The 22,229-nt window shown below is 41.1% G+C and carries 20 protein-coding genes and 1 pseudogene; 7 read left to right on the top strand and 14 right to left on the bottom strand.

Annotated elements, in window-relative coordinates; translation table 11 throughout:
• Window positions 1-195: 195 nt before the first annotated feature.
• The 8 genes and pseudogenes from BIZ38_RS10245 to BIZ38_RS10210 all read right to left on the bottom strand — a co-directional run bounded on the left by BIZ38_RS10245 (window position 196) and on the right by BIZ38_RS10210 (window position 9,038).
• Window positions 196-660, bottom strand: a complete 465-nt coding sequence (locus BIZ38_RS10245; protein WP_187490219.1) for a hypothetical protein — start codon at window positions 658-660, stop codon at window positions 196-198.
• Between the two features lie 73 nt (window positions 661-733).
• A complete protein-coding gene (locus tag BIZ38_RS10240) occupies window positions 734-2,293 on the bottom strand; it encodes an AbgT family transporter (protein WP_054562105.1) in 1,560 nt (519 codons plus the stop codon).
• 148 nt (window positions 2,294-2,441) lie between these two features.
• Window positions 2,442-2,720: a YfcL family protein gene (locus BIZ38_RS10235; RefSeq protein WP_054553188.1), complete on the bottom strand. Its 279-nt coding sequence runs from the start codon at window positions 2,718-2,720 to the stop codon at window positions 2,442-2,444.
• A 2-nt stretch (window positions 2,721-2,722) separates the two neighbouring features.
• Window positions 2,723-3,865 (bottom strand): ATP-NAD kinase family protein, encoded by a 1,143-nt coding sequence (locus BIZ38_RS10230; RefSeq protein WP_187490218.1) that lies wholly within the window; start codon window positions 3,863-3,865, stop codon window positions 2,723-2,725.
• Window positions 3,855-4,424 (bottom strand): elongation factor P hydroxylase, encoded by a 570-nt coding sequence (locus BIZ38_RS10225; protein ID WP_058586361.1) that lies wholly within the window; start codon window positions 4,422-4,424, stop codon window positions 3,855-3,857. Before BIZ38_RS10225 ends, BIZ38_RS10230 begins: the two co-directional genes overlap by 11 nt.
• A 90-nt stretch (window positions 4,425-4,514) precedes the next feature.
• A pseudogene (locus tag BIZ38_RS10220) lies at window positions 4,515-6,122 on the bottom strand (HD-GYP domain-containing protein); the annotation flags it as partial.
• Window positions 6,123-7,049: 927 nt separating this feature from the next.
• Entirely contained in the window at window positions 7,050-8,213 is a 1,164-nt protein-coding gene (locus BIZ38_RS10215; protein WP_138619856.1) for a GGDEF domain-containing protein, read from the bottom strand.
• Between the two features lie 174 nt (window positions 8,214-8,387).
• On the bottom strand, window positions 8,388-9,038 hold the full coding sequence (locus BIZ38_RS10210) for a glutathione S-transferase family protein (RefSeq protein ID WP_187490216.1): 651 nt from the start codon (window positions 9,036-9,038) through the stop codon (window positions 8,388-8,390).
• A gap of 101 nt (window positions 9,039-9,139) precedes the next feature.
• Here BIZ38_RS10210 and BIZ38_RS10205 point away from each other — a divergent pair, with 101 nt between their 5' ends.
• The 3 genes from BIZ38_RS10205 to BIZ38_RS10195 all read left to right on the top strand — a co-directional run bounded on the left by BIZ38_RS10205 (window position 9,140) and on the right by BIZ38_RS10195 (window position 11,867).
• Window positions 9,140-9,997: a LysR family transcriptional regulator gene (locus BIZ38_RS10205; RefSeq protein WP_187490215.1), complete on the top strand. Its 858-nt coding sequence runs from the start codon at window positions 9,140-9,142 to the stop codon at window positions 9,995-9,997.
• 86 nt (window positions 9,998-10,083) lie between these two features.
• On the top strand, window positions 10,084-10,701 hold the full coding sequence (locus BIZ38_RS10200) for a DUF6795 domain-containing protein (RefSeq protein ID WP_138619853.1): 618 nt from the start codon (window positions 10,084-10,086) through the stop codon (window positions 10,699-10,701).
• A gap of 11 nt (window positions 10,702-10,712) precedes the next feature.
• Window positions 10,713-11,867, top strand: coding sequence for a lipase family protein (locus BIZ38_RS10195; protein WP_138619852.1), 1,155 nt, complete (start codon window positions 10,713-10,715; stop codon window positions 11,865-11,867).
• Window positions 11,868-11,952: 85 nt separating this feature from the next.
• On the opposite strand, the gene aroC is transcribed toward BIZ38_RS10195, so the two are convergent.
• Both aroC and prmB read right to left on the bottom strand, forming a co-directional pair.
• A complete protein-coding gene (gene aroC / locus BIZ38_RS10190; protein ID WP_138619851.1) occupies window positions 11,953-13,053 on the bottom strand; it encodes a chorismate synthase in 1,101 nt (366 codons plus the stop codon).
• Between the two features lie 65 nt (window positions 13,054-13,118).
• On the bottom strand, window positions 13,119-14,054 hold the full coding sequence (gene prmB / locus BIZ38_RS10185; RefSeq protein WP_054553196.1) for a 50S ribosomal protein L3 N(5)-glutamine methyltransferase: 936 nt from the start codon (window positions 14,052-14,054) through the stop codon (window positions 13,119-13,121).
• Between the two features lie 101 nt (window positions 14,055-14,155).
• Between prmB and smrB the strand changes: the two genes are divergently transcribed.
• From smrB to BIZ38_RS21950, 3 genes are all read left to right on the top strand, one after another.
• Window positions 14,156-14,713, top strand: coding sequence for an endonuclease SmrB (gene smrB / locus BIZ38_RS10180; protein ID WP_054553197.1), 558 nt, complete (start codon window positions 14,156-14,158; stop codon window positions 14,711-14,713).
• A gap of 24 nt (window positions 14,714-14,737) precedes the next feature.
• Window positions 14,738-15,658, top strand: coding sequence for an AEC family transporter (locus BIZ38_RS10175; RefSeq protein ID WP_187490214.1), 921 nt, complete (start codon window positions 14,738-14,740; stop codon window positions 15,656-15,658).
• A 232-nt stretch (window positions 15,659-15,890) separates the two neighbouring features.
• Complete coding sequence (locus BIZ38_RS21950) at window positions 15,891-17,207, top strand: sensor domain-containing diguanylate cyclase (RefSeq protein WP_187490213.1); 1,317 nt, start codon at window positions 15,891-15,893, stop codon at window positions 17,205-17,207.
• A 1-nt stretch (window position 17,208) separates the two neighbouring features.
• On the opposite strand, the gene BIZ38_RS10165 is transcribed toward BIZ38_RS21950, so the two are convergent.
• The 4 genes from BIZ38_RS10165 to sixA are packed head-to-tail and all read right to left on the bottom strand — an operon-like array spanning window position 17,209 to window position 19,276.
• Window positions 17,209-17,943, bottom strand: a complete 735-nt coding sequence (locus BIZ38_RS10165; protein WP_187490212.1) for an SDR family oxidoreductase — start codon at window positions 17,941-17,943, stop codon at window positions 17,209-17,211.
• Entirely contained in the window at window positions 17,940-18,416 is a 477-nt protein-coding gene (locus BIZ38_RS10160) for an ASCH domain-containing protein (RefSeq protein ID WP_187490211.1), read from the bottom strand. Before BIZ38_RS10160 ends, BIZ38_RS10165 begins: the two co-directional genes overlap by 4 nt.
• Entirely contained in the window at window positions 18,400-18,750 is a 351-nt protein-coding gene (locus BIZ38_RS10155) for a RidA family protein (RefSeq protein ID WP_187490210.1), read from the bottom strand. Before BIZ38_RS10155 ends, BIZ38_RS10160 begins: the two co-directional genes overlap by 17 nt.
• Before the next feature lie 49 nt (window positions 18,751-18,799).
• Complete coding sequence (gene sixA, locus BIZ38_RS10150; protein ID WP_187490209.1) at window positions 18,800-19,276, bottom strand: phosphohistidine phosphatase SixA; 477 nt, start codon at window positions 19,274-19,276, stop codon at window positions 18,800-18,802.
• A gap of 195 nt (window positions 19,277-19,471) precedes the next feature.
• Here sixA and BIZ38_RS10145 point away from each other — a divergent pair, with 195 nt between their 5' ends.
• Window positions 19,472-22,192: an insulinase family protein gene (locus BIZ38_RS10145; RefSeq protein WP_187490208.1), complete on the top strand. Its 2,721-nt coding sequence runs from the start codon at window positions 19,472-19,474 to the stop codon at window positions 22,190-22,192.
• The last annotated feature ends 37 nt before the right edge of the window (window positions 22,193-22,229 follow it).

Below are 22,229 nucleotides of genomic sequence, written 5' to 3'. Positions count from 1 at the left end.
AACGACTTTTATTTTAAATTCGAGGGAATATCTACGCTGTGACTTTACTTTCATGATTACTGACTCCAAAAAGGTGTCTACTTTTATGGAGTCAGATCAATAAAAAACCTTGTCATGAGAGTGACAAGGTTTTTTTGTGTCTGTAGTAAAGCTGTCAGCCGTCAGCTATCAGACTTCAGTTTTTGAAGTCACGGCTTAACTACCTGCCATCAATTCACTGTTATCTTCTAGGTATTTAATCAATTCATCTAATTTTTCGGTATGGGTAGAAATATAAACTTTGCCATACTGCCCTGCATCTGCCACGACGGCTTCAATACCGTTATCTCTAAATAAGTAAAGCTTCGAAATGGACTTGATTGGAATGCGTTTTTTAATGAACCAATAGTTCCTTCCTTCAAGATAACCATTATCGATTTCAACTGCCGCATACTTAATTAAAATTGATACTAAAAATGCAAAAAAAAGAGAACCTAAAAAAATGCAAATGAAGAAAAAGGGTAATTGATAAACAGTAATGTGTTCAAATGTTATCTCAATACTCATCCCACTTTGGAAGTAACGGATGATCAGCATAAAGATAACGGGTATTAAAATTAAAACAAAAAGAGTCTTCGTAAGTTTTTTCCAAAGCTTTTGCCACTCAACATTAAACTTCACACAACTTCCTCTACTTATAAATTACATCAAAAAAGCCTCATGCTAGATTGCTGAGGCTTTGTTAGTTTAATCGTTATGAGCCGATGGCTGGGTATGCGTAGCTTGATTGAAGACCTAGTGGAATACCTAAGCCCCAGTACGCGAGTAAGAAGATGCTCCAACCGATTAAGAAGGCAATTGAGTACGGTAACATCATCGCGATTAAGGTGCCGATACCGGTGCCTTTAACATACTTTTGGCAGTACACAACAACCAGTGGGAAGTATGGCATTAGTGGCGTGATGATATTCGAGCTTGAGTCACCTACACGGTACGCAGCTTGCGTTAAATCAGGTGAAATACCCAGTTGCATCAGCATGGGTACAAAGATTGGCCCTAATAGCGCCCATTTTGCTGAGCTTGAGCCAACAAATAGATTCACGAACGCCGTTAAGAAGATAATACCGACCACCGTGACTGAACTTGGCAGAGCCATTGCTTTTAATAATTGCGCCCCTTCAATTGCAAGTAATGCACCTAGGTTTGATTTACTAAATGCAGCAATAAATAACGCACAGAAGAACGCCATAACAATATAGTAAGCCATACCGCTCATCGCTTTGCTCATTGCATCGATCATATCTTTAGAGCTTTTGAAGGTACCCACGGCAAAACCGTAGACGGCACCAGGGATCCAAAACAGTAAGAAGATAAGTGGCACAATTGATTGCATTAACGGTGAACGGAAATTAGTTAATGAGCCATCACTGCTTCGCATTGCAGAGTCGGCTGGCGCTGAGACAAACCAAAGTAGAGCAAGGCCTGCAATCATCACTGTGCTTGCAATATAGAACGCACGTTTTTCATCACTGCGTGCTTCATCAAAGGCAGGTAGGTCTTCTGTATCACCATCAAGTGGCGTATTTTGTAAACGTGGTTCGATGATTTTATCTGTGATATACCAGCCTAATAAGATAATAAACAGGCTCGAAGCTGAGGTGAAAAACCAGTTGTTGAGCGGGTTAATCGCCATATCTGGGTTAATAATTTGCGCAGCACTTTGGGTAAAGCTTTGCAGTAACGGATCAATCCCTGATGGAATAAAGTTTGCGCTAAAGCCACCACTTACCCCAGCAAACGCTGCTGCAATACCAGCAAGCGGATGACGCCCCATCGCATAGAAGATAACTCCAGCAAGAGGGATAACTAGTACGTAACCGGCATCAGTTGCGGTATGGCTGACAATCGCCACTAAAATAATAGACGGTGTTAAAAGCTGCTTAGGCGTTACTTTTAACATTAATTTAAGGCCGGTATTGATAAAGCCAGAATGCTCAGCAACACCAACACCTAACATAGCAACCAGCACTACACCAAGCGGCGCAAAGCCAGTGAAGGTTTTCACCATCGAAGATAAGAAGGTGGCAAGGGAGTCCCCTGCTAATAGGTTATTTACAACGATGGCTTCGCCAGTGCGCGGATCGATTGCATCAAATGTAGTGCCCGAGAAAAGCCAAGATAAAAACCAAATAAGTAGCATTGCGACTAAAAAGATAATCGCTGGATCAGGTAGCTTGTTACCCACCCTCTCAATGGTATTTAGAAAACGTGCGATTGCACCACTTGGTGCCTGCACATCATTATTGTTATTCATTTTCAAATTCCCTAGAAAAATATCTCGTTAACCTTAACGTATCTAACTAATAAGGTAAATTTTAAGTTAATGGGATTACCTGATAAAGGTAAAGTGATTATGTAAAAAAAGCGACACAGGTCGCTTTACAGAATTTTATTTAATTAGATTAGGCTGCAAGTGCTTTCACTTCATCCCACAGGCGCACAACAAGCTCTTTATCTTCTTCGTTTAACTCACCGTTGCGATAAGCTTTAACGAGGCTAGATTCAACTTGATTGTTTAACTCATCAATCGATAAGTTTAATTCTTCTACTTGTGCATAGCCTACAGCTAAGTCAAAGTGACCACGTAAATAGCCACCAGCAAATAGCTCGTCGTCTGTTGCTTTATCAACTAAATCATCAAAATATTGCTGCGCTGCATCAATATAACTTACTAAACTCATTGTTACTTCTCCTCTGGGTGCAGCCCATCTTGATGACCCACTGCATACATAATATGGTCATTGAAACCGGTGGTTACGCGAATATAACCACTTAATTCATCGTCTAACTCACTATCACCCGTATCGGCAATCAGTGGTCGGCCATTCAAGGCCTGTAATTTAGTTTTAGTGGCTACAACAATAATGTTGTCGCGGCCAATAGCACGAATAAGTGCAGGGCTTAATTGCTGATTACCTCGGCCGAAGATATGGCCTTGGCCACCAATTAAGGTGATCACCAATTTGGTTTCTTTACCTTGTGTGAGCTCAAGTAATTGCTGAGCAGTTAAATCCTGCGCGATAAGCTCTTGGTCTGCCACTAAGTCTACACCTAGCAAGGTATTTTCAAGACCCATTTCTTCCATAATTGCCGCGACTGTAGAACCACTGCCCATCACATATAAGCAGTCTTCATCCATTTCACTAACAACATAGGCAGCTATATCGGCAAGCACTAATTCATCGGTTTCTTTACCGCCATTTTTAACTGCCTGTACATAACGTACTTCACTAGGCACTTGCATTTCACCATAGCGCTTAGCTTTTACCGTGCCTTCGCGAAATGCTTCTTCGTCGATATCCATCACATCAGCATCGCCAAGGCTGACAAGTTCACCTTTAACTAGCATCTCAACAACACGCCCAGCTGCTTTTGGGGTAATAGCATAAACCCCAGAATGAATTTTGCAGCCTGCAGGAATACCTAATACAGGAGTGCTATCGCCAACCGCATGACAAACATTGCGGGCAGTACCATCGCCACCTGCAAATAAAATTAGGTCGACACCTTGCTCAACTAACAGCTTGGCTGCCTGCTCTGTGTCATCTGGGGTGGTGATATCGTTTGTGTGGTAAATAACTTGGCTTTGAAAGCCTAGTTGCTTTGCCGTTTGCTCGCCCATTTCACCGTTTACAGTGTAAATGATTAAGTCATCTTGATGGGCAAGCAGCACTTCAAGTGCCGCTCGGGTGCGTAGGTTTGCTTTTGGCTCAGCACCAAGTTGCATTGCTTTTGCGGCGGTATCTGCGCCATCACTGCCCTTTAGTGCGACACTGCCACCTAAGCCGGCAACCGGATTTACAATCAAACCTAATTTAAACTGCATCAGATAAAGCTCCTGGGTTGCCATGAAAATCGCGCTGCCACGTAAACTGTGCAGCCGTTAGTGGCCATGGGGTTTTATAGAAATCACTCAATGCTTTAAGCAGTGCTGTCGTGCGCTGGTTAAAGCCAGATGCTAAAAAGCTCAACACTTGCTGGTGAACGCGCGCTTGAAAATCGAATCGGCAGGTTTGCTCGCCATTTAAATTATCAACCGATACATTAAAATCGAAACCTGCTGCAGTACTGAGCGCCCATTCAATAGCTTGGGGCTTTACTTCAACTGCTTCAAATTCAGCTTGCTGGTGCTTATCACGACCATCTGGGCAATACCAATAGCCATAATCTTCTTTTAACCGACGTGCCTCACCAGCCACCAGCCAATGGGCAATTTCGTGTAAGGCGCTGGCATAAAAACCGTGGGCAAACACAATTTGGTGATAAGGCGTTTGCTCATCAGCAGGCAGGTAAATAGGTTCATCATCACCCTTTATCAAACGCGTGTTATGGCTTTGATAAAAGGTGCTTTCAAAAATAGCGATTAAGTCAGCAATCTGATGCATACGGCTTGAATTCATCTCGTTAAAAGCGTCACTAAAAACGAGGCGAATTGTACGGACTTTTCACTCCAAAGTAAAAGCAACCGCCCTCAGTTACAGGTATTTTGCGATATCAACATCATCGATTTGCTCTGGGTTTAAATAGCGTTTTGCATACTTTAGGTAAATACCAGAAGTTAAAAATAGCTCAAATACATCATGGTCAATGTGATCGTCAGCAACCATTTTCGCTAAAATATCAATGGCAACACTGAGTGGTTTGGCTTTTTTGTAAGGTCTATCTGCCGCGGTTAATGCTTCGAAGATATCAGCAAGTACTAACACACGTTCGGGTATTGATAACTGCTCAGCGGTTAATTTTCGCGGATAGCCTGTCCCTTTTAAAGTTTCGTGATGAGTAGAAGCATAGCGCGGAACTTTCGCTAATTCTTTCGGGAATGGCACACTACCTAGCATACGAATTGTGCTGATCACATGCTCATTGATCTTAAATCGGTCTTCCGCTGTTAACGTGCCTCGTGCCACAGATAAGTTATACACTTCACCAAGGTTATATTTATACTCAGGAATTGCCATGTTAATGCCTAAACTTTCTGGGTACTCAACGGCTTTTTCGTGTGGAATTAAATCACTTGGCTTATCGCTCAGGAGTGACTCTTCAACAGGTAAATGCTGATTTTTCAAATCAGCCATACGCATTTCTTCAAGGGGCGATAAACCTAAACTTGCGTCAAAATGACGCTGCCACTTGATGCTAGCAACCTCATGTAAACGAGACAACTGCGCTTCATCCATAAACTCACCACCAACATTACAAGCGGCAATGAAGCGAAAGTCTGCGTGTAACTTCTCTGTTTGTTGCTCAAGCTTTTGTTTAAGCACAGATTGCTGCTCTGGATGCGCTAATAGTTGCTCATAGTAGGTAATTTTTGCATCACGTAGTAGCACTTCAAATCGGGTGCGTACCTCATGAATACGGTTATAAATGGTTTCGAGCTTAGTGCCTTTATCAACAATATGCTCTGGTGTAGTGATTTTACCGCAGTCATGTAGCCACGCTGCTAAGCGGAATTCTCGTCGCTCATCCGGGGTTTTAAAACTGAACTCAGAAAACGCCTCATCTGTTGAACCTGATGCTGCATCAGCAAGCCAAATACCCAACTCAGGCACCCGCTCACAATGCCCTGCCGTATATGGCGATTTATCATCAATGGCTTGCGCTATAAGCTCTACAAACGACTCCATCAACGCTTTTTGTGAGTTTTCATGTTGCTCAATCGAGCGACTCATATCAACCATCGAACTAGCTAAATAATGAATTTCTAAAATATGACTCGAAAGCGTTGAAACCTCATTGTAGTCACGCTGTTGAATTTTTTTATTCTCACCCACTAGTTTAAGTATTGGGTTAACGATTGAAGAGGCAAAAAACCAAGAGACGGGCAGAAGCAAGAGCAAACATAACCCTGTAACTAATATTGAGATCTGAATCTTTTCTTTAATAATTGCTAATACATCGTTTTTAGCCACAAGAACCGCAAAATAATCAATTTCATCAGATTGCATTTCACTACTGAGTGGCAGTTGCAATACAAACATATATTTCTCAACACCATCCTCATTCACACTTAGCATTTTGCCAAATTGATGTTGTTCATTAGCGAGTCCTATGGTTTGCTCATTTGTTTTGATTATCTTGGATAAGTCATCAAACGAGTGATGATGACCTTGTGTTTTACTTTTAGCGATTATTTCACCATCTCCACGATAAACGTACATTTCGGAAGAAACTAGAAACTGCATTTTTTGCTGTTGTTTAATTAAAAATGCACTCAAGCTAGAACTTGCAACATCAATAGCAAGCACTCCTCCCGTTTGTTCAGATTTTATTGTGTACGTATAACCAGGTATCTTTAGTAGATTAAAAATATACTGTTGAGTTTTGGTAACTGTGCCAACTTTTGCATCGTTAAACCATAACCGCTTTCGAGGGTCGTAATCTGGAGTTTGTTTGTATTTCCTATTTAATGATAGGTTTTCATCTAAATAATATGTAGTTTGATGACGAGACTCACCCTGCCCTAACACCTTAAAAATAAGCCATCTATCTTCAGCTCTAAGATCGTTAGGTTTTGGTAATTGAGCATGACCACGTAAATTCACAACTTCAATGAAGTCACCATTAGCATACCCTAACAACAATGAATGGAAGTCTGGGTGTTTGTTTAATACTTCTATTAGAATATTTCGCAAAGAATTATTTTCATCAAAGTTCCCTGAAAACAGTCTGTTATCGTGGATCATAACACTTAATGTATTATCTACCCGCTGATTAATTCGAGTGATGTGGTCAGCTATTTGTTGGCTGGTTGATTTGAATTGTTCGGTTTTGGTTTGAAGGACTAATTTTTCACTGAAATAATAGTGCAGACTGATCGCCACAATTCCAGTTAGCAAGCTCGCTAGTGCAAATATTAATAACACACTTACGCGTATTGAAATTTTAAATCTTCTTTCATTCTGTGAAAACAATGTGCGACTCCCTGCTAGCTCTAAATAATTATCCAGATATAAATAAATCTAATACATTTTGCTAAACTTACACATAAACCAAATAATCTAGACTCGTTAAATTTTTACTACTAACTGATTTCTACCACTACCTTTTGCTTCGTAGAGTGCAGCATCAGCTCTAGCTATCACTGATTTTTGCTGCTCCTCTCGCATTACTGTTAAACCAAAGCTAGCTCTAATTAATAATGAAAGCTCTCCAACTTCAAATGGTTCAGTATTAAGCTTGGTGATCATATTTTCGATTATTTTTGCAGCATCAGACACCGAACAAAGCGGTAAAACAATAACAAACTCTTCACCACCAAAACGATAAACATCGTCGGAAGTGCGTAATGACTGAGTTAAGAAAGTAGAAAAAAGCTCAAGTATACCATCGCCAACTTCATGACCATGGTTATCATTGACCTGTTTAAAATAATCTATATCAGCCAAAATAACGCACACTTGCTTCATTTTTTGCTGCTGTTGCTTAGTTATCCGTTGATAGTCTTCATAACTATTATCAAAAGCTCTTCTATTCGGTAATTGAGTCAGTGCATCTTTAAATGCTTGGCTCTGCATTTCTTGCGCTAATTGACCTAGTTGCGTATTTCGAACAAAAAGTTCGCGGCGCATTAGGTGCTGATGGGCTGACATGATCATACCAGTTAAATTTACAGCTACATGCGCTAATATGACCATATATGAAGTATGGCTATTAATATCCTTGGTAAAAAAAATCACTAACAAGGCAACTACACTATATGAAAGGCCAAGAAAAGCTGACAACCTAAATGATACCAAAGTTGAAAAATAGAAAGTAATCAAAATTATTACATCGAAAAAAAGGTGCAGTATGTAAGTACGCTCATAGGTATACGCCATTGATTGCATACTTAGAGATAAAAAAGCCATAAACAGAACTGTGATGTACTTAAATTGTTTTAAGCTCTTTACAAAACTAAGCCCTATTCCACCGATAATACAAATAGAAACAATAACGGTTCGACCTATCAAAGCAATGTTAGGCCAAAATTCAGCTTGAATAATCAATTCATCAAAGAACGTAACTAATGTTGTGACCAATGCAACTGTAAAACATAAAAACTGCGCGACCCTTCTATCCTGTTTAAATTTGCTTTGCAAAAATATTTGCTCGACCTGCAATGAATTAAACTGGCAAGCAAAGCGCTTTATTGTCAGATCTTTGTTTAATAACTTTGCAGCAAATGCGCCCATAAATACGTGCCTAATGAAATGAGTAACAGAGGAATGTTCAAATAAAGAGCTATTCCCCTATTATAGAATGATAGTTCATTAATTAAACTAGTCATTTTGTATAAAAATACCTCAAATTAGCCATTAAAAAGCAGGGATTAGTTACAAAGCATTAATAAAATACTCTTTATTTTTTTACCAAGCATTCTCGCCGGCCTCATCAGACTTGACTATATCGGTTTCTTTTAACGCTTCTCGAATCCAGGTTTGCATGACTGGACACGCAAATACATGCTGACAATAAGCTTGTGCAGCACGCGAAAGCGTAACCTGATACGTTTTAAAGCGCAGTACCACAGGTGCAAACATTGCATCAACAATAGAGAATTCGCCAAATAACCACGCATTAGGATACCTTTGCTGTTGAGCAGAAAATATCTCATCGATACGCGCAATGTCTTTTTTAGCTTGCTCTGATAATTCAACATGCCTGTTAGCGCGAATATTCATTGGCATTTCATTACGAAGTGCAGCAAAACCAGAGTGCATCTCAGCCGCTAAACTGCGTGCTTTTGCTCTTTGGGCTATTTCACTAGGCCAAGCAGCACCATTTAGATAAGCATCATTGATGTATTCACAAATAGCGAGTGAATCCCACACGATTAACTCAGCATCAATAAGGGCCGGCACTTTTTGCACGGGAAACTTACTTTTTAATGCTTCATAAAACTCAGGCGTATCTAGAACTAATTGTTGTTCTGTAAAAGAAATATTGAATTTACTCAGTAAATACCACGCTCGTAATGACCAAGTTGAGTAGTTTTTATTGCCAATAAATAATTGCATTGTACTTCCTTTAACGTTTAGATTGGACTCACTATAAAACAGCAATTGGGCAATTACTCGCCAATTGTTTTTATGTTAACTATAAGAAATGCTGATACATTATGGATATTGATGCCCTTAGGACTTTTTGCGCCTTTGTTGATACAGGCAGTTTCACCCGCGCTGCAGCACAAATTTGCAGAACCCAATCTGCAGTAAGTATGCAAATGAAAAAGCTGGAACAAGACCTCGCAAGTCCGCTATTTGAAAAGCAAGGCCGTCAACTGGTGCTAACCCATCAAGGCCACCAGCTAGCAAGTTATGCAAAGCAATTGATAGCGCTTCATGATGAAGCCTTTAAGCAATTAAAAGCTGGCACTGGCAATTTACGTGTGCGCATTGGTTGTCCTGACGACTATGCCCACTCTTTACTACCAGAGCTTGTTGATGCTTTACACCAACAGTTTAATGCGCTGGATCTACAAATAAGCTGTGCCCCAAGTACTGAGCTTAGAGCCAAACTAGACCAAGGTATGCTCGATTTGGTGATTGCCACTCGCTCGCCAGACAGCGAAGAAGGCTACTTATTGCAATCAAGCCAAGGTGTGTGGGTGAAAAGCCCTGCTTTTGAGATTAACGATTCAACCCCACTTCCAATCGCCTTGTTTCAACGAGACTGTAAGTTTCACCAAGCCAGTATTGAGGGTCTATTAAAAACTGAGCGTCGTTTTAATATTATTGCCTGTTGTGGCTCAGCGGGAGCGTTACATGGCTTGATTAAACAGGGACTGGCAATTAGCAGTATGGCGCGAATAAGCATGCAATCGGGTGTGGAAGAGGTGAGCGATAACTCCCTACCGACACTACCTGTCATTGATATCGTCCTGCTATACGGTAATCATGCCCACAACCCTCTCAGTCATGAGCAGTTAAAACAGATTGTGGGACTGATAGCAAACACAGCCTACTCCCCTTATTAAAATTCTAACAGGCATAAAAAAGAAACAATCAACTTTACATCTGTTTTTCAATCTATTAGTGTTCCCTAAATACGCACGGATTGCTTATGAAAAAATCAATTACAAACAAAATTACCCACATTATTCTAGCTCTCTCTACGTGTGTAATTATTTCCACAGCTATAGGTCAAGGAGACGATATGTTTAGCTGGTTCAGAAAGAAAAAAGAAGTATTTTTAAGCCCAGAAGTCAATGGTATTGTGACTGAAAATGGTCAACCTGTTGCTAACTTAGAGATAATTCGCTCATTAATCTACATAGATGAAAAAGTTCATCGCGACACTGCAATAACCGATGAAAACGGGTGCTTTCACTTTCCTAAGAAAACAATTTTATCTTCAATACCTAATAAATTGATTGCTGAGCATCGTGTTTCTCAAGAAATTTTTATTGAAAGAGATAATGAGCTAACTCCTTTATGGGTTGCAACTCAGTCTGGGATTGATGAAATTCCAGAGTACAGCAAGAAGCTGTCATTCTTGAACTGCCAGATGACCGCTCCTCATGTTGTATTTGAGTTCAAAAATCAAAAAAATAAGCACCGTAACTTCGTAGCTCAAAGCATCTGTAGATGGGAAGAAGATTTTCTACCCTATAAGCTTTTAAAGAATGGTAAACAATACCGAATAAATAATTATGACCTAACAGATTTAACTGAAATATAAGGAAGATTGACATGGAAAAAGTCAAAACAGTTCTACCACCTAATATAGCTGCTTTAATAGCTAGTAGAGTATACGATATTAGAAAATCTACATCTTTTAAAGAAGAGTTCGGGCAAAACTTTGACAGCAGTTTCAAAATCACCAGCAATCAAATCAAAGGCGTCAGTGGTGGCTTAATTAACCAACTTCTAAATCGCAGTACTGGGTTTGCCTTAACAGCAGAAGGTGCATCCCCCCAATTTAAAGGCCATCATATTATAGGTATCCGCGGAACTGTTTTTACCTCCTGTTCTGATTGGCTAACCAATTTAAATGTAGCCATTACCCATGGACCTAAAAACTTAGAGGTACACTCTGGTTTCGAAAAAGCATTTACCAGTATGAAGCCCATGTTTGAGGCTTATGTAAAAAGTCATAAACCTAAGTGCTTGCACCTTGTTGGGCATAGCCTTGGTGGTGCAATCGCACAACTCACGGCAATTTGGGCAAGTGAAAAAGGCATTCCTGTAAATTTATATACCTTTGGTGCGCCGCGGGTTGTATTGAACCACTCCGTACATTCTGCCGCGCATAATATTGGCCAGTATCGCGTTACACATGGCGCAGACCCCGTCCCATGCGTGCCTGCTTGGCCTTTTAGCCATACATCTAGCGAATATCAAACGGCAATGAATGAGGGGGCTTTTTTTAATATTGCAGCTCATTCTATGGAAGGTGATACTCCTGGTTACGCTAATACTGTTGCCGCCTATCAAGACTACGCCAGCATGGAAAGCTCAATTAAACCCCTTCACTACAACCATACTGTATTAAAGTATGAACAGCGCTTTAATGTTAGATTCTCGCTTAACTGGCAGCGAGTAATTACCAATGGCTTAATTACTTTTTTAAAGAAAACAGGACAATACGCCTTCATCTCTGCACAGGCAGGTTTAACTGTCGGGTTAACTTTTTATGATATTTTAGCCCGCTGCCTATATGAATCAGTGGTTAAATTTGTCGAGCTTACAGAAGAGTTAAAAGGGTTAATTGGCCATATGCTCGCGTTTGTTGGTAAAGCATCGTATGAAGTCAAAGAGCTTACCGCTCAATTTATTCGTTGGGTATTAGGTTTAATGATCAAAAAGCTATACATGGTAGCAAAGCAGGCAATTGATCGTATTTAAGTTTCTTTATTGACCTTCTGCAATCAAAAACGCGGCAAATCAAGCCGCGTTTTAAGTTTATAGTTCTTTGCTAAATCAAACTAAGTTAATCAATCGAACCTTTGATTGGTCCATGTTCGTGACTTACATGTGGGTTTTGACCACGTTGGCGCAATAAGTGATCCATTAAGGTAATCGCCATCATCGCCTCAGCAATAGGAATAGCGCGAATGCCTACACAGGGATCATGACGTCCTTTGGTGATCATCTCTACCGCTTCGTTGCTAGTATTAATGCTGTTACCCGGTATGGTAATGCTTGAAGTTGGCTTAAGTGCGATTGAGGCAATGATATCTTGCCCTGTCGAGATACCTGCAAGTACACCGCCCGCGTGATTTGATGTAAACCCGTCTGGAGTTAACTCATCACGGTGTTCAGAGCCCTTTTGCTCAACCACATCAAAGCCATCACCAATCTCAACGCCTTTTACCGCATTAATGCTCATTAATGAGTGTGCAAGCTCTGCATCAAGGCGATCAAATACTGGCTCACCAAGACCAACAGGCACATTTTTAGCAACCACTTTAACTTTAGCGCCTACCGAATCACCTTGTTTTTTTAGGTCGCGCATATATTCATCAAGCGCATCTAATTTACTCGGATCAGGAAAGAAAAATGCATTGTTTTCCACTTCATCCCAGTTGTAATCTTCAGCTTTAATTGGTCCAAGCTGGCTCAAACAAGCACGCACTTCAATATCGTGAAATTGTTTTAGGTATTTTTTTGCAATTGCACCCGCCGCTACACGAATCGCCGTTTCACGGGCAGAAGAGCGACCACCACCTCGGTAATCACGGATACCGTACTTATGCCAATAGGTATAATCACCATGACCTGGGCGAAATACATCGGCAATTTTGCCGTAATCTTTTGAACGTTGATCGGTGTTTTCAATCAGTAAACCAATGCTAGTACCAGTGGTTTTACCTTCGAACACACCTGAAAGAATTTTTACTTCGTCACTTTCGCGGCGCTGTGTTGTATATCGACTTTGCCCCGGCTTGCGACGGTCTAAATCAATTTGTAAATCGGCCTCGCTAATCTCAAGACCTGCTGGTGTGCCATCAACAACGCCGCCTAATGCAACGCCGTGGCTCTCACCAAAGGTGGACACTTTAAATAGTTGCCCGATGCTATTACCTGCCATTAATTTTCCTCATTCCTAATGACTACTGAGACCGAGCCCTCAGGCTCGGCTTTTAAAATCTGCTGTTAATCTGCGAAATAGTTAACAAGCTGTTGTTTGCTGATCACAAACACGCCAAGTCCACCTTGTTCGAATTCAACCCACTCAAACGGAGCGCCCGGGTACAGCTCTTCCATATGTACCATAGAGTTACCAACTTCGACAAATAACAAACCGTTATCAGTTAGATGCTCAGCGGCTTCAGCTAGGATGGTGCGAGTAACATCAAGACCATCATGCCCTGATGCTAAACCAAGCTCTGGCTCGTGATGGAATTCACGAGGTAAATCAGCCATATCTTCAGCATCAACATACGGTGGATTAGCTACGATCAGGTCATATTTTTGACCCGGAACACCACTAAACACGTCTGACTGAATTGGCAGTACACGGTCATTTAGCATGTAATCGCTAATATTAATATCAGCAACTTCGAGCGCTTCATATGAAATATCAACCGCATCAACCTGTGCATCTTCAAATGCTTGCGCAAGTGCAATAGCAATACATGCAGAGCCGGTGCATAAATCAAGAATGCGCGTTACTGAGCTTGGCTCTTCTAACCAAGGTGCAAAGCGATTGTTAATTAGCTCAGCAAATGGCGAGCGTGGAATTAACACGCGCTCATCAACATAAAACGGCATACCTGCAAACCACGCGGTGTTGGTCAGGTACGGTACTGGCGTACAATCATTAATACGCTCTGCAATTAGTTCAGCTAAGCGGTTTTTCTCGGTGCTGGTTAAACGCGCATGCATAAGCTCTTTTGGCGCATCGATTGGCAAGCTTAGTGCTGGTAATAGTAAGCTAACTGCTTCATCCCACGCATTATCTGTGCCGTGCCCAAAGAAAATACCACTGCTGGCAAATTGACTGGTTGTCCAACGTAACCAATCATGCAACGTTGAAAGTTCTGCAATTGCCTCGTCTAAAATTGCGTCTTCTATCTGGAAATGGTTCATGTATGTTCCTTAACTTTCAAAGTCTGTTCTGACGCGTATTGTACCGTCTTTTCAGTTGGTTTTTACTCGATTTTTAGCGTTTTTTTGTTTAGACTGCCGCCATGAAAAAAGATCCCCACGCCAACAACCACATTAGCACTGACGATATTGACTTATTTCGTCAGAGTATCAGTGGTGCCAAAGCATTTAAACAAGACACTATTCGATTCACCAATAAGCCTAAAGTGTCACAAGCGAAGCAATTTTCCCAGCAAAAAAAGCAACATCAGGCAGAATTTTTCTTTTCTGATGAATATGTACCAGACATCGACACTCATGGCACCGTAAGTTATGTCAAACCAGGTCACGATAGCTTTTTAGCAAAGCAACTTCGCCGTGGAGATTACCCACCTGAGTTAACCCTTGATTTACATGGCTTAAATAAAGAATTAGCCAAAGATGAGTTGGCGGGTTTAATTCATGAGTGTAAAAAACAGCATTACTATTGCGCTTGTGTTGTGCATGGCATTGGTGAGCGCATACTTAAACACAAGGTACCGCAATATTTAGTTCAACACCCTGATGTGATTGCTATGCACCAAGCGCCTCTTGAATTTGGTGGTAAAGGTGCTGTACTTATTTTAATTAATCTTCCACAAAGTGATGAGTTCAGACGCTAACGTCTTCTTGTCATAAGGCCTAAAGTGCATATTTTTTCGATTATCTTTCCACTGATTTTTATCGTGTTAAGTGGTTACATCAGCTCGCGAAGCACGTTTTTATCGAAAGAGCATATTGCAGGGTTAAGTAAGTTTACTTTTTACATTAGCGTGCCTGCTTTTCTATTTTTAAATATGGCCCAAGCCGATTTACAAAATAGTGTATCTATTGCAGGCTTTTTGAGTTTTTACATCCCGGTATTGGCCATTTACGCCCTCGGCTATGTGATTGACCGCTACCTCATTAGCAAGCAATCTGCGCCGTCACGTCATGCTGTATTTGCCCTTGGCAGTAGTTACTCAAATACGGTACTGGTAGGTTTGCCTATTATTATTGCAGCACTTGGGCAACAGATGGTCGGTATTGTATTTATGATCATCACTTTTCATAGCGCACTTTTGTTTACCCTCACCTTTTTGCTCAGCGCTAAATCGAAGCAAACATTCTCTTGGCGAGCATTTGCTAAAAACATGCTGCTCAATCCAGTCGTGTTAAGCATCAGTAGCGGCTTGGCTGTTAACCTACTTGGCTTTACACTTTTTGATGATTTTGCAAATGGCCTGAGTCTACTTGCGAAACCTGCCATTGCCTGTGCGTTATTTGTATTAGGGGCAAACCTTGCATTTTATAAAGTGGCCGACAACTTACAAGCATCACTCATTGCAACCATCATCAAGCTTTTAGTGTTACCGTGCGGGGTCTACTTTTTTGCAGGCAGCGTATTCAACCTAGAGCAATCATTACTGAACGTGTTAGTACTTTTAAGCGCCTCTCCTTTAGGGGTCAACGCTTATCTAATCGCCAATCAAATTAAGCAACACCAAGCGACACTGGCAAGTAGCGTCGTGCTTTCAACAGTATTGAGTGTAGTGAGCTTTAGTGCTTGGTTAAACGTGTTACTCTAGCTAGAAGTCATTACTAAAAATATTGAAAAAGCAGTATTTAATATATTCGCTATAATGAACTTGACTTATAATTGCACAACATCGTCTTTTAACTAATCACAAATTTATAAGCACCACTTTAGAAAGGCTTTCAGTGAAAACGATTTTACGGCATCAACGAAACTTATATAGCATTTTAATTTGCATCATTTTCGTCATAGGTTACGCATCTTATCTCACTATAAGTAATATAGTGGCTGAACAAAGTCGCTTACAACAACAGTCTATTGCCCCTGTTTTTTCATTGGTTGTCGAAGAACTCTACAAGCCTGTTCATACTGCTCAAGCCTTAGCGAGCACAGGAAGCTTAAGTAACTTACTTACTGATAGTGAACTAGACCAAGCCGCCATTCTAAACCACTTAGAACAGCTTCAGGAAAATTTAAATATGCTCGTTTTTGTAGCAAGTGAGCAACAGCAAATGCAATTTAATTCTGATGGCACAACGATTGATTTACAAAAAGAGAATATCGAGTGGTATCCAAAAGTAAAAGCAATGCAAGGCGATACCGTTGCTATCTTAGGAAACCGCGAGAACGTACATTTATACGTAGATATCAAAGTTTATTCTGAGCAAGGCGACTTTTTAGGCTTTATAGGTGTAGGTAAAAGTCTTCAGTCATTTTGGGAAGCTTTTCAACAATATAAAGCTACACATGGCTACGACTTACTTTTTGTCAATAACGTTGACGAGGTGGTGCTTTCTTCTCATCGAGACTTTCAAGCACAGTTTACTGATATTGTTAACTTAAATGAACTTAGTTGGTTCAAAAATGCGGCACAAGAGCTGGCCAACATGGAGAATTTGAGCAGTATCATTATCCAAATAGAACAGGATGATCATGTTGTTACGCAATTCAACTTGCCCCAGCTAGATTGGCGAGTTTTTTTAATATCGCCTATGGCTAAAAGGCAAGCAGAAATTAACTATGCATTTTTCAGTCACAGCGCTCAATTGGCTGCAATTTTGTTTTTCTTATTATTGTTTATTTATGCTGCATTTGCTTATCAACGTAAAAGTATTGAGGCAAGAATAAACATAGATCCACTCACAAAACTAGCGAATAGAGACAAAATAAACCACTGGTTTGAAGAACATACCGAAAAAGAGAATAGCCTCGCTTTAATCATGGTTGATATTGATCATTTTAAGAACATTAATGATCTGTATGGCCATAATACCGGAGATAAGGTTATTAAAGAGGTAGCAAAAATACTCAGAAGCAATTTAGGAGAGCAAGATGTTGCTAGCCGTTGGGGAGGTGAAGAATTTATTATTTTTATGCCTAACACAAGTCTATCGGTTGCGAGCCAGTTAGCTGAAAAAATTAGAAAAGACATTGAGTTAAATTTATTTACCGTAAATAGTCAATCATTAAAGGTGACGGCAAGTTTCGGAGTTACTCAAGCACAAAGAGCTGAAAAACTTGAGAGCATTGTAGCTGATGCTGATAGAGCGTTGTATGAAGCAAAGCAGCAAGGCCGCAATCGTGTGCGTAAAGCTTTTTAACTTAAAGCCCACCCGATACATCGATAAAACTGCCTGTTGTGAATGAGGCTTGCTCACTTGCCAAAAAGTAAATCGCTGAGGCGACCTCTTCTGCTTCACCACCACGCCCTAGCGGCAACTTAGATTTTAACCTATCAACTCGGTTTGCTTCACCGCCATCGCGGTGCATATCGGTATAAATAAGGCCTGGCCTTACCCCATTAACCCGAATACCTTTACTCGCTACTTCTTTAGCAAGGCCTATCGTGAAGGTATCAAGCGCTCCTTTTGATGCGGCATAATCTAAATATTCATTTGGTGAACCTGTGCGTGAAGCACCCGATGAAACATTCACAATACTGCCTTTGTCCATACGCTTTATTGCTTCGCGCGCGCACAGAAAGGCGCCTGTAACATTACAACTTAAAATAGCGTTGATTCGCTTAGCATCCATCTCTAATAACGGCATTTGCGGCATCATCATCGCTGCGTTATTAACCAATACATCTAACCGCGAAACCTGAGCATCTAATTTGGCAAACATGGCGAGAACTTGTTGCTCATCGGCGATATCGGCTTGCAACAAATAGGCATTCACGCCAAGCGCTTTTATCTCATCAGCGACCTGCGCTGCACTTGCGTGATCTGACTTATAGTTAATACACACATCGTAGCCATGTTTAGCAAATAGCTTTGCTGTCGCTGCGCCTATACCGCGGCCGCCTCCGGTAATAAGAACCACAGGATTCGTGCTCATTCTGACTCCTTGAAAACTAACTTAAACTGCTCACACACCAACGGCATTTCTGGGTGACATTGATACTTTGTGCCCGCGAGCTCTCGCTGGTAATAATCCCAATGTACCTGCTGCCAGTACTCAAGGCTTTTGTCGCCCTCGCCTTCTAATGCGGCGTAATCGGCGCTTATTTGATTAAATGCGGTGATGGTAACTGAGACGGTTTCAATAATGCCGAGGGGCTGTCCCTGCCAATTGGTAAAAATAGCTAAACCACCAACTTCAGGAAGGGTTTCATTATTGGCTTTAAACCAATAAAGTGAAGGAGTTGTGGCTTGTTTTACGCCATTTAAAACCAGTAATGCGCAGTCATTAGCATCTTGCTCATTGTCACAAAAATGCCAACTTGGTAGTTCAGTCACTGCGCGGCCTGATTGCTCATTAAAGCGAGCAATCAGCTGCGCGATACGCTGCTCGTTACTTAACTGCTGCAACGACAGAAATCTCTACAAGTAGTGCGTCACGCGCCATTTTTGCCTCAACACAAGCGCGAGCAGGCGCATGACCCTGTGGTACCCAAGCATCCCAAACTGCATTCATCTGTGCAAAGTATTCCATGCTTTTCAAGTAGATTGTGGCGTTTAGCATGTGCTCTTTGCTACTACCTGCTTCAATAAGTAGCGCTTCGACCTTATCCAGCATGGTTTGAGTTTGTTCGGTGATATCTTTTTCGGCATCGGCACAAACTTGGCCGCATAAGTAAACTGTGCCGTTATGCTTAACGATGCGGCTCATTCGGGCACCGGTTTGTAAACGTTCGATTGTCATAGTAAGAACTTAAAAAATTAACAGTGGCGCTAATTTAGCAAATCCACTATTAGATTTCGACGTTATTTGGCGAGTGAATACTAAGGTAGTGACTGCGCTGTTTGTGTTCATCATATTCGATAACAGCAATCGCCCCGGTATTGAAAATAGGCATATGACCTGGACTTAACTGATCAACTAAATAGCTAACAATAGGCATATGAGCAACGACCAACCAGGTATTGCAGTCTGGATGCATAGCAATCAAGGTTTCGAGGTAATCAGCGGCAACTTGCGGCACACCATCAGGGGTAATGTCGTTACAGGTTTCATTAAATTGTAACGAAATATGTTGCGTAGCATCGGCAGCTGTTTGTTGAGCACGAATGTAAGGACTTACCAACAGAGCATCCGGTGTATGATGTGTTGCTAACCATTGCCCCATTCGACTAGCTTCTTGGTGACCGGTCTCGGTCAGTTGTCTTGCTGCATCATCTGCTTGCATTGGCGTAGCTTCGCCATGGCGCATGATTAAGATTGTTTTCATAAAAAATCAACCGATTAAAGAATATAAAACAGTAGCCAGTTTGCTTGATTGTTCGCTATATTAGAATATCATCACTAGATACATTAAACATCCGCTTATGATATTCAGGTAGATTTTCGTAGCTCTGTCTTTTTTAGCTTTCCTGAAAATATCATCTGTTGTTAGGACATTAACGCACTCTTTCAGGAGCATCTTTTGAATATCAGCCGCAATGATAACAGAACATATCAACCCCTAACACTGGACAATGGTCTAAAAGTACTTTTAGTGCAAGACTTAGAGTCAACAAAATCAGCGGCTTCTATGGCGATTAACGCAGGCCATTTCGACGATCCTCTTGACAGACAAGGCCTTGCGCACTTTTTAGAGCACATGCTTTTTTTAGGCACTGATTTGTACCCAGAATCGGGCGATTTTTCTAATTTTGTATCACAATCTGGTGGCAACACCAACGCCTGGACTGGCACTGAGCACACTTGCTACTTCTTTGATATAAACAGCCAGCAGTTTGCTGAAGCACTAGCACAGTTCAGTCGTTTTTTTATCGCACCACTACTAAATCCTAAAGAGACAACAAAAGAACGCAATGCTATAGACGCAGAATTCAAACTAAAAATAAAAGATGATGGCCGACGAATTTATCAGGCTCACAAAGAAACGGTGAACCCAGCACACCCTTTTGCAAAGTTTTCGGTTGGTAACCAGCAAACCCTCGCGGATCGTGAGGGCTGCATCAGTGATGAGCTACGTGCTTTCTTCGATAGTCATTATCAGGCTCAGTGGATGACACTGGTGGTCTGCAGCAATGAAGATATTGCGACCATGACCACCTGGGTAAAACAGTTATTTAGCGCAATAAAAGGTCAGCCAAAAAGTAAAGAGATTATAGAGCAGCCACTTTACCGTAAACAAGACTTAGGTAAGGTGTTACACATTGAGCCACATAAACATATGCAAAAGCTCATTATTAGCTTTGCGATGCCAAATATAGATGACTTTTATCGTCACAAAACCGTTAGTTTTATCGCTCACTTACTTGGCTACGAAGGCAAAGGATCGCTGTACTCTATTCTAAAAGAGCAAGGCTGGATCAATGCCCTCTCAGCAGGTGGTGGCATTAATGGCAGTAACTTCAAAGATTTTAATATCAGTATGGCGTTGACTGATGAAGGTATTGAATACTATGAAGATATCGTCGAAATGGTGTTTGAGTATATCTGCTTAATTAACCAAAACTGCGATAAATTGCCGCGTCTTTATCAAGACAAAAAGAACCTCTTGCAAATTGCCTTTGATAACCAAGAAAAAGCACGTTTAATTGATTGGGTGAGTAACTTAAGCATTAATATGCAGCATTACGATGAAGCCAATTATGTGCAAGGCGATTATTTAATGGAAGGCTTTAACCGCTGCGCTCATGAAATTGCCATGCAATGGCTAACACCTGATAACATGCGCTTGGTACTCATTCATCCAGGTGTTGAGCCTGAGCACACTACAGCTTGGTACAACACCCCTTATAAAGTAGAGGACATTTCAACAAGTTGGTTAGAAGCGCTAAGCGAAATAAACACGCCATTACCACAGATGTGCTTACCAAGTGCTAACCCATACCTCACCAAAGAGGTTGAGTTATTGCCTTTAGAAAAGCCAACTAAATCACCAGAGCTTTTAGTCAAAAGAGAGGGCTTTGATTTTTGGTTTAAACAAGATGCGACTTTCAGAGTGGCAAAAGGGCATTTTTACTTAGCGATGGACTCAACCTTTGCGATTAAAGATGTTAAGCACATGGCCCTTACCCGCTTATTTGCAGACTTGTTTATGGACAGTGTAGCTGAGCAGTTTTATCCGGCTGAGCTTGCTGGCCTTAGTTATCACTTAACCTCTCACCAAGGCGGGTTAACTCTACACACTGCCGGTCTTTCATCGAGTCAGTTGGAGCTAGTTAATGAGTTACTTGAAGCACTCTTTAATGTTGAAATCTGCGCAAAACGCTTTGCTGAGTACAAAAAGCAGCTCGTTAGACATTGGCGAAACAGCAATCAAAACAAACCTGTTAGCGAGCTATTTAGTATTTTGGGTGCGCAAATTATGCCATGGAACCCAGAGCCGAATGCCTTAGCGCAGGCTTTAAAGGATACGAGTTTCCATCAGTTTAATTGCTTTAGAAATGAGTTTTTTAAAGCCTTGCACGTTGAGTCTTTTTTACATGGTAACTGGCAACGCTCTGATGCGCTTAAGTTCCAAAAACAAGTGACGGAGCACTTAGCTGGCAGCACCACAATTATTGATTTAACGCGACCACTAAACGATATAACCGAAGTAGGTCAACAGCGCTTCATGTTAAATTGCAGCGATCATGCAATGGTACTGTACTATCAAGCACAAACGGATGACACCAGCGAAAAAGTGCAAATGATGGTACTTAACCATTTAATAAATCAAGATTACTTTAATGAGCTAAGAACAAAGCAACAACTCGGCTATTTAGTTGGTGCAGGCTATGCTCCGTTTAATACCCGGGCGGGTATCGCATTTTATGTGCAGTCACCTAAGCACAGTGCTGATGAGATACTTCAGCGTCACCAGCAATTTATTAATAATTATGTATCACAAGTAAACAGCATTTCTGAGCAGCAATGGTTAGATACCAAAGCGGGTCTTGTCACACATATTGCTGAAAAAGATAAAAATTTACGCTTACGCTCGCAACGTTTATGGTTGGCAATCGGTAATCGCGATACTGAATTTAATATGCAACGGCAGCTTTTAGAGGCACTTGATAAGTTAAGCCTTGATCAAATGCAGCAGTATATTACCGAAACCTTTAGTGAAAACAGGCCAAGAATAGAACTTTTAAGTGAGCCAAAGGCCAAAAAACAGCCAAAAACAACCCTTTCTTCGCATTCTCTTTGACTCGAACGCGAGCTTAGATTAGATTAATTGTTGCGAA

Source organism: Pseudoalteromonas sp. BZK2 (assembly GCF_014349195.1).
Classification (GTDB): Bacteria; Pseudomonadota; Gammaproteobacteria; order Enterobacterales; family Alteromonadaceae; genus Pseudoalteromonas; species Pseudoalteromonas simplex.
This window is presented reverse-complemented; position numbering and strand designations above follow the sequence as displayed.

Bases quoted from the DNA above. Each gene is read 5' to 3' on its own strand.
- BIZ38_RS10230 (WP_187490218.1), bottom strand. From the start codon at position 3,865: ATGCAGTTTAAATTAGGTTTGATTGTAAATCCGGTTGCCGGCTTAGGT.
- BIZ38_RS10155 (WP_187490210.1), bottom strand. From the start codon at position 18,750: ATGACAATCGAACGTTTACAAACCGGTGCCCGAATGAGCCGCATCGTT.
- BIZ38_RS10235 (WP_054553188.1), bottom strand. From the start codon at position 2,720: ATGAGTTTAGTAAGTTATATTGATGCAGCGCAGCAATATTTTGATGAT.
- sixA (WP_187490209.1), bottom strand. From the start codon at position 19,276: ATGAAAACAATCTTAATCATGCGCCATGGCGAAGCTACGCCAATGCAA.
- BIZ38_RS10205 (WP_187490215.1), top strand. From the start codon at position 9,140: ATGGATATTGATGCCCTTAGGACTTTTTGCGCCTTTGTTGATACAGGC.
- BIZ38_RS10200 (WP_138619853.1), top strand. From the start codon at position 10,084: ATGAAAAAATCAATTACAAACAAAATTACCCACATTATTCTAGCTCTC.
- smrB (WP_054553197.1), top strand. From the start codon at position 14,156: ATGAAAAAAGATCCCCACGCCAACAACCACATTAGCACTGACGATATT.
- BIZ38_RS10195 (WP_138619852.1), top strand. From the start codon at position 10,713: ATGGAAAAAGTCAAAACAGTTCTACCACCTAATATAGCTGCTTTAATA.
- BIZ38_RS10215 (WP_138619856.1), bottom strand. From the start codon at position 8,213: ATGGGCGCATTTGCTGCAAAGTTATTAAACAAAGATCTGACAATAAAG.
- BIZ38_RS10210 (WP_187490216.1), bottom strand. From the start codon at position 9,038: ATGCAATTATTTATTGGCAATAAAAACTACTCAACTTGGTCATTACGA.
- aroC (WP_138619851.1), bottom strand. From the start codon at position 13,053: ATGGCAGGTAATAGCATCGGGCAACTATTTAAAGTGTCCACCTTTGGT.
- BIZ38_RS10165 (WP_187490212.1), bottom strand. From the start codon at position 17,943: ATGAGCACGAATCCTGTGGTTCTTATTACCGGAGGCGGCCGCGGTATA.
- prmB (WP_054553196.1), bottom strand. From the start codon at position 14,054: ATGAACCATTTCCAGATAGAAGACGCAATTTTAGACGAGGCAATTGCA.
- BIZ38_RS10240 (WP_054562105.1), bottom strand. From the start codon at position 2,293: ATGAATAACAATAATGATGTGCAGGCACCAAGTGGTGCAATCGCACGT.
- BIZ38_RS10225 (WP_058586361.1), bottom strand. From the start codon at position 4,424: ATGCATCAGATTGCTGACTTAATCGCTATTTTTGAAAGCACCTTTTAT.